The organism is Gordonia sp. LMA484, from assembly GCF_058129505.1.
This window is the reverse complement of record NZ_CM176700.1, coordinates 3,063,989-3,076,044: the sequence shown is the minus strand read 5'-3', so window position 1 is coordinate 3,076,044 and position 12,056 is coordinate 3,063,989. Positions and strand designations below refer to the sequence as shown.

The following is a 12,056-nucleotide window of genomic DNA, read 5'->3' as shown; positions in this document are numbered from 1 at the left end:
CGGGTCACTGTCTCTCCCGCGATGGGGTGAGTACCGTTGCCGAATATGACATCGCTTCTACCACAAGCGATTGCGCGATACTTCAGTACGTCGTCGTCGGCCTTCCCGGACACCGGTCAACTGGCCGACCCCGCAGAGATCAACGCTGACGACGTCGCTCGGGTACAACGCCACCTCGAGGTCGCCGAACGGCGCGACCCCGGTGAGCGGATCGTCGATGTCGTCTCCACCGAGTCCGGCGGGGTCGAGGTCGTCGTCGTCAACGACGACATGCCTCTGCTCGTCGAGGCGGTGCTGGCCACCGTCGAAGCGCACGACCTCGTGGTCAGCCGCATCGACCATCCCGTGATCCCGGTGATCCGCACCGACGGCGGTGCACTGTCGGATTTCGGTGACGCGGCCGGATCGACCGCGGTCGAATCCTGGATCTTTGTCGTCGCTCTGTCGCGCCAACCCGACTTCGACGTCGCGGCATTGAAACGGGATGTCGCGGAGGTCATCGGCCGTGTCGCCGATGTCGACCGCGACGTGTCGGAGATGCGTACACGCCTGACGGATCTGGCCACCGAATGCGCCGCGGCGCCGATGTCGACGTCCAGTGGCCTTCTGGTGAGCGACCGTGGCGAGTACGCACGGTTGCTGGAGTGGTTCGCAGGAAACCACTTTCTTCCACTCGGCTTCTCCCGCGTCGACGTCGACGGCGCCGATGTGGGGGACAAACTCGGCATCTGGCGCACCGAGACCGTGTCGTCGAGCTTTCCGATGGTGTCGGCGGCCCCGCTGCTACCGCAGGTGTCACGCGTGTATCTCGAGACCGGGATTCAGCGTTCGAACTTCCCGACGCTGCTGCAGATCCCGGCGTTCGGACCAGACGGCGAGCATGTCGGCGAATGTCGGTTCCTGGGTACCTTCACCTCCTCAGGTCTGCACCAGATGGTGCTCGACGTCCCAGTGCTGCGCGCCAAGGTGCACGGAGTGCTCAGTCGGGCCAACGTCGATGAGGATTCGTTCGCCGGGCAGGCGATGCTCGAGTTGCTGCAGAACTATCCGCTCGTCGAGATGTTCGCCGCCACCGACGAGGAACTCGGCCGCCGCGTCGAGGCGATGCTCGACGCGGTCGCGACCCGGTCGTTGCGGCTGTTCGTCCGCACGAATCCCGGCGGTCGGATGGCGTCGGCGCTGGTCTACCTGCCGCGTGACCGCTACAACACCCAGTCGCGACTGACGTTGCAGGCGGGGCTGCTCCGAGCGCTCGGCGGCACCGCCATCGAGTACACGGCCCGGGTCAGCGAGATGCCCCTGGCGCTGCTGCAGGTGCTCGTCCGCGTCGACCCGGACGTCGCTCGCTCGCTGGGCCCCCTGGACACCGGTAGTCAGCGCCACCAGGAGATGCAGGCACAGTTGGCCGACTCGATCCGCAGTTGGGATGAGCGGGTCCGCGAGCTCGGCGCCGCGGTGGCGACGCAAGACCGTTCACGACAGTGGCCGGAGGGGGGCGTCGATGCGGTGTTGCGCATCCTGCCCTCGCTGCCTGATGAGTACAAGGAACAACGCACGCCGCGGGCCGCACTCGCCGACCTCATCCACGTCGCCCAGCTCGAACCCGGTGACCTGACGGTGACCCTCGGTCGGCCCATCGTCGGCGCCGACGACGACGGCGACATCGCGTCCGGCACGATCGCCGAAGGTGGGGACAAGCGCGTACTGCGCTATGAGCGCTGGCGCTTCACGCTGTATCTGTGTGAGGAGACGGCGACGCTGACCGACGTCCTTCCGGTCCTGCACAGCATGGGGCTCGACGTGCTGGACGAGCATCCGTACCATCTCATCCGGTCCGACGAAACATCCTGCTGGGCATATGAGTTCGGAGTGAAGCTGGCAGAGGGCATGTCGGTCGAAGTCGACTCCCTCGATACCCTCGAGCATCGCTTCACCAACGCATTCCGGCAGATCTGGCGTCGCAATGCCGAGGTCGATGACCTCAACGAACTCATCATCCGATGCGGACTGGACTGGCGATCGGCGGCCATGATACGCGCCTACGGCCGTTACCTGAGGCAGTGCGGATTCTCTTACACCACAAGCCATGTCGCGGCAGTGCTGGGCGAACACGGATCGGTGACACGGGGTCTCGTCGAGCTGTTCACGGCCACCTTCGACCCGGAAACCGCCGACGACGAGCGGCGCCGTGTCGCGCTCGAACGGCTGCGGGAGGGTATCGGCACCGTGATCAGCCTGGACGCCGACCGCATCCTGTCGGCGTTCGCGGCGGTGGTGACGGCGACGTCCCGGACCAATTTCTACGTCACCGACGACGACGGGCACCGACCGGTGATGTCGTTCAAGCTCCGTCCCCGCGAGATCTCGCAAACCCCTCAACCCAGGCCGATGCACGAGATCTTCGTGTACTCGCCACGGGTCGAAGGTCTGCACCTTCGGTTCGGCATGGTCGCACGCGGTGGACTCCGCTGGTCGGATCGGCGCGAGGACTTCCGCACCGAGATCCTCGGTCTGGTCAAGGCACAGGCGGTGAAGAATGCGGTCATCGTCCCGGTGGGTGCCAAGGGCGGCTTCGTCGTGAAACGGCCACCGGCGCCGACCGGTGAGGCCACGGCCGATCGTGACGCCCATCGTGCCGAGGGCATCGAGTGTTATCGGGCGTTCATCGCCGGCCTGCTCGATGTCACCGACAACATCGATCGGCAGAGCGGGGAGGTGCTCCCGGCGCGATCGGTGGTGCGCCGCGACGGCGACGATCCCTATCTCGTGGTGGCCGCGGACAAGGGCACGGCGTCGTTCTCCGACATCGCCAACGACGTTGCCGCGCAGTACCGATTCTGGTTGGGCGACGCGTTCGCGTCGGGCGGTTCGGCCGGCTACGACCACAAGGAGATGGGCATCACCGCGCGCGGTGCCTGGGAATCGGTGAAGCGGCACTTCCGTGAGATGGGTGTCGACACCCAAACCCAGGACTTCACCGTGGTCGGCATCGGCGACATGAGTGGAGACGTCTTCGGTAACGGCATGCTGTTGTCCGAGCACATCAGGCTCGTCGCCGCTTTCGACCATCGGCATGTCTTCATCGACCCGAATCCAGACGCGGACACATCGTTTCGGGAACGAAGCAAGTTGTTCGCCCTGCCTCGCTCGTCGTGGGCCGACTACGACACCTCGTTGATCAGTCCGGGCGGCGGCGTGTGGCCGCGCGATCAGAAATCGATCCCGATCAGCTCCGAGATCAGGGCGGCGCTCGGTCTCCCGGACGACGTGACCGACCTCGCGCCTCCCGAGCTCATCAGATCAGTGCTGTTGGCGCCGGTCGACCTGCTGTGGAACGGCGGGATCGGTACCTACATCAAGGCGTCCACGGAGTCCGATGCAGACGTGGGCGACAAGGCCAACGATGCCATCCGGGTGGACGGGGGCCAGCTGCGGGCCAAGGTCATCGGCGAAGGTGGAAACCTCGGGGCGACCGAACGGGGCCGGATCGAGTTCGATCTCGCGGGCGGTCGGGTCAACACCGACGCGATGGACAATTCGGCCGGTGTCGACTGCTCCGATCACGAGGTCAACATCAAGATCTTGCTCGACGGTGCCGTCTCGTCGGGAGACATCGCGGCCGGCGACCGCAACCAGATGCTCGAGTCGATGACCGCCGAGGTCGGTGATCTGGTTCTCGCGGACAACATCTCGCAGAACTCGGAACTCGGATTCTGTCGGGCGGTATCACTCGACCGCGTCGACGTGCACGTCCGCATGCTCGCCGACCTCGCCCGCAACTACGACGTCGACCTGCGCCTGGAGGCGTTGCCCGAGCCGACTCAGTTGGAGAAACGATTCGATGGCGAGTCCCATCGGGGACTCACGTCGCCGGAACTCGCGACGCTGCTGGCGCATGTGAAGCTGGCAACCAAATCGGATCTGCTGGTGACCGACCTGCCGGACAACGACGTCTTCGAGGGACGTCTGGCCGGGTACTTCCCGGTGCCGGTACGCGAGCGCCTGGCGACCGGGATCCGATCGCACCGGCTGCGGCGCGAGATCGTGACGACCGTGCTGGTCAACGACGTGATCGACAAGGCCGGAACCACCCACCTGTTCCGCCTCCGCGAAGGGGCCGCGGCGTCCACCGACGAGGGTGTTCGCTCCTACGTGGTGTCCAGTGCGGTCTTCGGTATGGATGAGTTGTTCGACCGCATCCTGCACGCGCCGGCGCCGGTGAACGTGGTCAACGAGATGATGTTCTACGCTCGGCGCCTGGTGTTCCGGGCGTCGCGCTGGCTGCTCGCATTTCGCCCACAGCCGCTCGCGATGGCCGCGGAGATCACCCGATACGGGGAGCGGGTCACGGAGTTGTCGGCACTCCTCGACAGCTGGCTGGGGCCGAGTTCGGAACTCGACGTCGACCAGCGTGTGAAGCATTATCAGGACGCGGGCGTGCCGCAGGATCTGGCGCACGATGTCGCGGTGAGCCTGCACCGCTTCTGCCTGCTCGACATCATCGACGCAGCAGAGATCGCCGATCGCGATCCGGTCGAGGTGGGGGAGGTCTACTTCGCCGTGATGGAGCATTTCGGCATCGAGGAGTTGTTGACCGCGGTCTCCGACCTCGAGTACGGAGACCGCTGGCATGCGCTGGCGCGCTTGGCTCTTCGCGATGACATGCACGGGGCATTGCGTGCGATCACGCTGAAGATCCTGGAGGTCGGCGAGCCCGACGAGTCCGCCGAGGAGAAGATCGAGGAGTGGGAGTTCTCCCAGTCGGCGCGTCTGTCCCGCATGCGGACGATGCTGGCCGACATCAACGAACTCCAGATGCCAGACCTCGCGACCCTGTCGGTGGCGGCGCGACAGTTGCGCAGCGTGATCCGGTGACCTGCCGGCCGTCACACCGGCCGTGCATGGGGGTCTGGGCGAACCGGTGACTGCTGCGAGCCACTCGGTTTATCGTTGGGCATGACCCGGACCGCGCTACGAATCTGTCCATTGTGTGAGGCGACCTGCGGTCTCACCCTGACCGTCGACGACAACGAGAAGATGGTGACCGCGCGCGGCGACGCGGACGACGTCTTCAGTCACGGGTTCATCTGCCCGAAGGGCGCGAGCCTTCCGCAACTCGACAACGACCCCGACCGTCTCGATCGACCGCTCGTACGACGCGACGGCCGGTTGGTGGAAACCGACTGGGACGACGCGCTGGGCGTGGTCGTCGACCGGCTCGGAAAGATCATCGCCGACCACGGTGGCTCGGCGGTCGGCGTGTACCTCGGCAATCCGAACGCGCACACCGTGGCGGGCGCCCTGCATGCGCCGGTGTTCGCGAGAACGATCGGCACCAAGAATGTGTTCAGTGCCAGCACACTCGACCAGATGCCCAAACAGGTGGCGCTCGGCTACCTGTACGGCAACCCGTTCGCCTTCGCTGTGCCGGATCTGGACCGGACCGAACATCTGGTGATCATCGGTGCCAATCCCGTCGTGTCCAACGGAAGCGTCACCACCGCTGCCGACTTTCCGGGAAAGCTGACCGCGCTGCGCAAGCGGGGCGGACGGCTGACGGTCATCGACCCGGCCCGCACGCGGACGGCGAAACTGGCCGACACCCATATCGCCCCGCGTCCGGGCTCCGACGCCGCGCTGTTGTTCGCGGTGGTGTACACGCTGTTCGACGAGGACCTGATCGCCGACGATCTGGGTGGCATCGCGCAGCATGTCACCGGGGTCGACACGCTGCGTCGGGAGGCCGAGCACTTCGCACCCGAACAGGTGAGTGCCCACTGCGATGTGCCCGCAGCCGTCATCCGCGATCTCGCCCGTTCCATCGCGTCGTCGTCGGCAGCGGCCGTGTATGGCCGGATGGGTACCACCACAGTGGATTTCGGCACGGTCACCAGCTGGCTCATCGACGCAATCAACGTGCTCACCGGCAACCTCGACAAGCCCGGCGGTGTGATGTTCCCGACGCCACCGACCGCGCCCGCGCCGCGTCCGCCGCGACCGGGCAGGAAGTTCCGGACCGGCCGCTGGCGCACCCGGGTGTCCGGACACCCGGAGGTGGCGGGCGAGTTGCCCGCGGCGGCGCTGGCCGAAGAACTCGACACGCCCGGGGAAGGGCGACTGCGCGCGCTGGTCACCATCGGCGGTAACCCCGTGCTGTCCGCGCCGGACGGTGAGCGTCTCTCGCGTGCCCTCGAGGGTGCGGACTTCGTGCTGTGCATCGACCCGTACCTGAACGAGACCACCCGTCACGCGGACGTGATCCTGCCGCCGCCGCCGCCGTCACAGGCCCCACACTTCGACTTCGTGCTCAACAATCTGGCGATCAGGGCCACCGCACGCTATTCGCCCCCGGTGTCGCCGGCCACCGATGGCCGCCCGGACGAATCGGAGATTCTCTGCCGGCTCGTGCTCGGTCTCGGCGGGTTCGGCATCGACGCCGACCCTGCATTGGTGGACGAGCAGGTCATCGGCATGACCCTGTCGAAAGAGGCGTCCGATCCGCACTCGCCGGTCGCCGGTCGCGACATCGACTCGATGGTCGCGATGCTGCCCGACGCCCCGGGTTACGAACGGCGCCTGGACATGATGCTGCGACTCGGGGCCTACGGAGATGCGTTCGGAGAACGTCCCGACGGGCTCACTCTCGCCACGGTGAAGGAATCGCCACACGGTGTGGACCTCGGGCCCATGCGGCCCCGACTCCCCGGCGTGCTGCGCACCGAATCCGGGAAGATCGAACTCGCTGCCGACGACCTTGTGGGCGATGTGGCCAGGCTGCGCGCCGATCTCGACCGGACGGTCGACGGGTTGGTCCTCATCGGTCGGCGCAACCTGCGGTCGAACAACAGTTGGATGCACAATCTCCCCGGGCTGACCGGCGGCAACAACAGATGCACGCTCCATGTGCATCCGGATGACGCCGCTCGGCTCGGGCTCGACGACATCGCGATCGTCCGGGGACCAGGCGGGGAACTGAAGGTGCCGGTCGAGATCAGCACCGACATCCGTCCGGGCGTGGCCTCATTGCCGCACGGGTGGGGGCACGACCTCGAGGGCACCCGGCTGAGTGTCGCAGCGACCGAGCCAGGAGCAAATGTCAACCAGCTCAACGACGGCTCGCGAATGGACCCGCTGTCGGGAACCGTGGTCCTCAACGGGCTACCGGTGGAGGTCGTTCCCGGCTGATCGGCATCACGATCCGTGCGGCGCCCTTGCGTAGGGTTGGACCCGCGGCATCGTGTCGTGGCCGCATGGACGACAGGGAAGGAGCACGCGTGCTCTACGAGGACGAGGGAACGAGAACCGAGGCCGGCTACGTCGTCAAGGTTCCCGTCCGATGGTCCGACATGGACGTGTTCGCGCACATCAACCATGCGCGGATGGTGACCCTGATCGAAGAGGCGCGTATTCCGTGGCTGTTCTACGACGAGCGTCCGACCGCGGCGTTGCGAGTCGGCTGCGTGGTGGCCGACCTGCACGTGAAGTATCGGGAGCAGGTGCGTCACGACGAAGGTCCGATCGTGGTGACCATGTACGTGGAGCAGCTGCGCGCGGTGGACTTCACCGTCGGATACGAGGTGCGCCGGGACGGCGACGACCCGGCCGGAAAGCCTGCGGTGACCGCGACCACCCAGCTGGTCGCCTTCGACGTCGATGCACAGCGTCTGCGCCGGTTGACCACCGAGGAGAGGGACTATCTCGCCTCCTTCCGGCGCGACCCCACGGTGGGCCGGTGACCGCGCCCGAACGCCACATCACGCTCGCCGGGCCGGGTGACCGGACCGATACGATGGCGTTTCTGGGCCGGGCGCTGCGACTCGACGACACCGCGGTGGTCCGTGTCTCCGCGCGGCCGGACGGTCTGATCGGCCTGTGGGTCAACACCGGGTTCGACGTGCTCGCGAGCCGATCGGTCTTCGGACAGATGCGGCCGTCCGACATCGTCTGTGACGCAGCCACATTGCGGATGTCGCTATCGTCGGCCACGGCCGGCTCCGCGGTGGATCCGGGGTTCGGTCTCGACAGTGCGTGGCGCGGGGCCCTGCCGGCAACGACCGGATTCACCCAGCTGGACGATGTCCCGGCGCGCAGCGTCGTCGAGTTGTCCAGGGGCGGAGCTCAACTCGCCCGGGATGAGGGCAGCGCGCACGGACCCGCCACCGGATTGCTCGATCAGGACGTGCTCGACGTGACGTCGGCGGACGGGAAACAGCGTGCGGCGGTGTCGATGCGGTCCCTCTTTGCCCTGACCGCGATGGGCTTCATCCGCGATGCAGACGGTCGTGAGGTGACCGAGACATCGTCGATCGAGCTCATCGATGCATCCGAGCCGGTTCGAATCCGTCTGTCCGGAGCGTGGATTCGGATCGACGCCCGCTTCGGCTCGGTGTTCCAGCGTCGCGAACGCCTCGCGATGACTCCCCTCTGACGCACGGCGTCCTCGCGTCCACGCCCACCCGGCGACACGTCGGCGGCCCAGCCCGTTCGTCCGTCGGTTCTGCGTTCGTCCGCGCGAGAAAATGTGAGGACGAGCTAAGATGCGACGGATGAATTGCGGGTGGCTTTTGTTCTTTGTGTTCAGCATTCCCACGTATTTCTGAACACAATGAACGTAATTCGTAAAATAGGTCTTTGGTCCCTAATCATTCTGCGCTGAGCGATGCACGATGAGTGAGCAAGAAAGAACAACTCATCAATTCCTCAACGAAGCGGAAAGAAGAAATGACCACGAACGACGATCCGACCACCACTGCTGCGGCCGAGCGCGCCACCAAGCGGCGTCGCCGCAAGGCGTTACTTGCGTCAGGGGCGGTGCTCGGCGTCGGTGCCGTGATCACTCTGGCGGCGTGGAACGACTCGGTGTGGGGCAACGCGATGTTCGGCACCGGCGAGAACTCGTGGAACGTCGAGGCCTCCTTCGACCGCGGCGGTACCTGGGCCGAGTTCGTCACAGAAGACGATTCCGGCACCATGCAGTTCAACCTGGATTCGCAGGCTGACCCGGCTGCGTTGATGCCTGGCGACTCGGTCACCGAGATCGTGGGTCTGCGAGAGACCGAGCGCAACATGGACTCCAAGATCATCGTCAGGGCCCCGAAGGTCAATGCCAACACGCTCGCCCAGGCATTGACGGTCAAGATCGAGGATCTGGGCGTGCTGCAGAGCGGTAACGGGAGACCCATACTCGCCGAGACCTCACTCGCGGGCGGTCAGGATTCCGCCGAGATCACCCTGCCCAAGGGGGGCGAGACGTTCCTGAGGTTCACCGTGACGCTGCCGAACGGGACGCAGCCGTCGAAGTTGGCCAAGACCGTCGACGCAGCATGGCAGATCACGGCCGAGAGCCTGGACAAGTAGTCGATTTCCATGGCGGACGGACCGGGCCGCGCATCGCGGGGGATGCGCGGCCCGGTCCGTGCCCACGGCCATGACGCGCCGTGCACAAACGGCTTCGACGACCGGGTATCTCAACCCCGAGCCCACCCGTACCCACCCACCTCTGACCGGGCAGTTCCCGATGACATGCATCTATCCACCACCTGACATCACACCGTCCACCACCGCCAACCGAGCCACCCGGCGCAGCCGCCGTCGGCGCGCCGCGGCAGCCGCGATCCTCGCCGCATCACTGAGCGCCACACTCGTGGCCCTGCAGGTGCCCGGCAAGGCCGGCGCGCAACCGGTTGCCCCTGCGCCGGCAACAACGTTCAACCTGTTCATCCCTGGTACGTGGGAGACCGATCAGTCGGCTGATCCGCACATGGCCACCGGGATGCTGGCGCCGGTCGCACAACGCATCAAGCGTGACCACGGCGATTCCGCTGTGATCGAGTTCCTGCCGTACGTGGCACGCGCCTTCTACAACGGGCAGAGCTATGCCGCGAGCAAGGCGTCCGCCGTTGCCAGTGCGTCGGCGGTGTTGCGTGACTACGCCGCTGCCCATCCCGACGCCGACTTCACCATCAGCGGCTACAGCCAGGGTGCGGATGCCGCAGGCGATCTGGCCTCGGCCATCGGCAACGGGGAGGGCCCGATCCCGGCCGACAAGGTCCTCGCGGTCGGGTTGCTCGCCGACCCGCGGGCCGGCACTGCTGGTGAAACGGTCGTGGGGCCGCGCCGTGCGGGCACCGGTATCGCAGATCCCCGTCCCGAGGGCATGGGCGCGCTGTCCGGCCGCGTCGACACGATCTGCGACCCCGAGGACCTGTATTGCTCGGTCGACAAGGCCCGCAACCCTCTCATCGGCAAGATCGGCACGCTGTTGGGTTCGTCCGATGAGGAGGCGGCGGTGGCTGTGGCCGAAGCGGAGGACGCCGTGAGTGTGCTGACGCCGGTCGACCTCCCCGCGATCATCGATGCGCTCAACCGCCTACCACGGAGACGGTGGCCGTCGGCGATCTGACCGCGGCACACGTCATCGCCGGCGACCTCAACAATCGGCTGCATCCCTTGGTCGAGCTCGCCGCGCGCGTCGACTACGCGACGGTCTCCAAGGTGCTGGCTCTGATCCCGGACGAGACAGGCTTCACCAAGGTCGCCTCACTGCTCACCGCCATGCTGGCCCGCCTCGACATCGTCCGGGCCGCGACCCTCGCCGGTGACGTCCAGGAGCTGGCCTGGACACTGATCAACCCCGCGGACCCGGCAGCGACTTCGCAGACCGCCACGTCCACCGACTCGATACCCGCCGATGGCGCACCCGGCGACCCGTCGCCATCGGCACCCGGCGAGCCGGCGCAGAGCCCAGGGGCAACGGCCGCGGCGACCCAGAATGCACAGACGGCTCGTCAGGCCAGGAGATCGGATTCCTCCGATTCTGAGCCCCGACCAACACCTGCTGTTCCGCCACCAGCAAGCCCTCCGGCCGCCGTCGGTCCGGCGGCACATGCGGACCTGTTGGCCCGCCTTGCCGAGATCGGCAGCGAAGCGGCCATCCTGGCCTCCGAATTCGTGAGCGGTACCCATGTACCCGATGGCGCAGTGACGAGCATCGGTAGCGACCTCGCCGGTATGGCGGCGGAATTGACCCGTATTGTCACGGACTGCGCAATCTCCGATCCGGCCACCCTGATCCGAGATGCCATCAGCGCCGCAACCTTCTACACCGACCAGAGCCACGCGAGCTATGACTCACTCGTCGTCGACGACCAGGGGCACGACGCCGTGACTGGCTGGGAGCGTGGCTGTCCAGCAGCATCGACGAGGCCGACGCAGGACCTCCGTGATTCCGCGAGCTCGCCCCTCTCGGCGCGCCGGTAGCTCTCTTCTCGGGGGCCGGCGAGAAGGGGTGAGCGATGTTTTCGAATGCCCTACGAGATGCAATTCAGATGATCCGGTGAACATTATGAACGAAACCGTGTTTGGCTGCGAAATGCCTTCAGTTCGCCGTTCATGGAGAGTAACTTACTAGCTGGTAAGAACGCTTTTTGGTTCACGACGATAATGATTCGAATACTCAGAGAAAAGCCAAGGAAATGACCACCACCGAACCCCTTCTCCCGAACACGAATACCCGACCCGACGATGCGGTGCCGGCGCGGCCGCGGCGCACGGTGGGGTCGGTGATCGAGAGCGTGGTGTTGAACGTGCTGGCGGTGTTCGGTGTGCTGTGCATCGGTTTGACGATCATGGCGTTCGTCGGGAGTTATTCGATCATCATGTTCAAGACGGGGTCGATGTCGCCCACGATTCCGCAGGGATCTATCGCGATAGTGCACGAGATCGCTGCCCCCGACATCAAGGTGGGCGATGTGGTCACGGTCGATCGGCCGGGTGAGAAGCCGGTGACCCACCGCGTGATCGAGGTACATCCGCAGACCGGTCAGGAAGTGTTGATCGCGATGAAGGGTGATGACAACCCGATTCCCGATCCCGGCATGTATCGCGTGACCAGTGTGCGCAAGGTGATCTGGAGTGTGCCGGGGCTGGCGCGCCAGATCGTGTGGTTGTCGAATCCGTTTGTGCTCGGCGGGATCACCCTGGCAGCAGCACTGTTGGTGCTGTGGTCATTCTGGCCACGACGACTCAACTGAGCATCGCGTTCGACCCGTATTTCT

8 protein-coding genes are annotated in these 12,056 nt (G+C 65.9%); all 8 read left to right on the top strand.

Annotated elements, in window-relative coordinates; translation table 11 throughout:
* The first annotated feature begins 45 nt into the window (after positions 1–45).
* Positions 46–4,875 carry an NAD-glutamate dehydrogenase gene (locus AC4AMJ_RS13540; RefSeq protein ID WP_489918278.1) on the top strand — a complete coding sequence of 1,610 codons (4,830 nt, stop codon included), beginning with the start codon at positions 46–48 and terminating at the stop codon, positions 4,873–4,875.
* Positions 4,876–4,956: 81 nt separating this feature from the next.
* Complete coding sequence (locus AC4AMJ_RS13535) at positions 4,957–7,185, top strand: molybdopterin-dependent oxidoreductase (RefSeq protein WP_489900664.1); 2,229 nt, start codon at positions 4,957–4,959, stop codon at positions 7,183–7,185.
* An 89-nt stretch (positions 7,186–7,274) separates the two neighbouring features.
* On the top strand, positions 7,275–7,736 hold the full coding sequence (locus tag AC4AMJ_RS13530; protein WP_489918277.1) for an acyl-CoA thioesterase: 462 nt from the start codon (positions 7,275–7,277) through the stop codon (positions 7,734–7,736).
* The gene (locus AC4AMJ_RS13525) at positions 7,733–8,428 is read left to right on the top strand and encodes a DUF8010 domain-containing protein (RefSeq protein ID WP_489918276.1); all 696 of its coding nucleotides are present in this window, start codon (positions 7,733–7,735) and stop codon (positions 8,426–8,428) included. The genes AC4AMJ_RS13530 and AC4AMJ_RS13525 overlap by 4 nt, the downstream gene beginning before the upstream one ends.
* Before the next feature lie 293 nt (positions 8,429–8,721).
* Positions 8,722–9,357 carry a SipW-dependent-type signal peptide-containing protein gene (locus AC4AMJ_RS13520; protein WP_489918275.1) on the top strand — a complete coding sequence of 212 codons (636 nt, stop codon included), beginning with the start codon at positions 8,722–8,724 and terminating at the stop codon, positions 9,355–9,357.
* A gap of 160 nt (positions 9,358–9,517) precedes the next feature.
* Positions 9,518–10,402, top strand: a complete 885-nt coding sequence (locus tag AC4AMJ_RS13515) for a cutinase family protein (protein ID WP_489918274.1) — start codon at positions 9,518–9,520, stop codon at positions 10,400–10,402.
* Complete coding sequence (locus AC4AMJ_RS13510) at positions 10,384–11,259, top strand: hypothetical protein (RefSeq protein WP_489918273.1); 876 nt, start codon at positions 10,384–10,386, stop codon at positions 11,257–11,259. Before AC4AMJ_RS13515 ends, AC4AMJ_RS13510 begins: the two co-directional genes overlap by 19 nt.
* Positions 11,260–11,474: 215 nt before the next feature.
* Positions 11,475–12,032: a signal peptidase I gene (locus AC4AMJ_RS13505; RefSeq protein ID WP_489918272.1), complete on the top strand. Its 558-nt coding sequence runs from the start codon at positions 11,475–11,477 to the stop codon at positions 12,030–12,032.
* Positions 12,033–12,056: the final 24 nt, after the last annotated feature.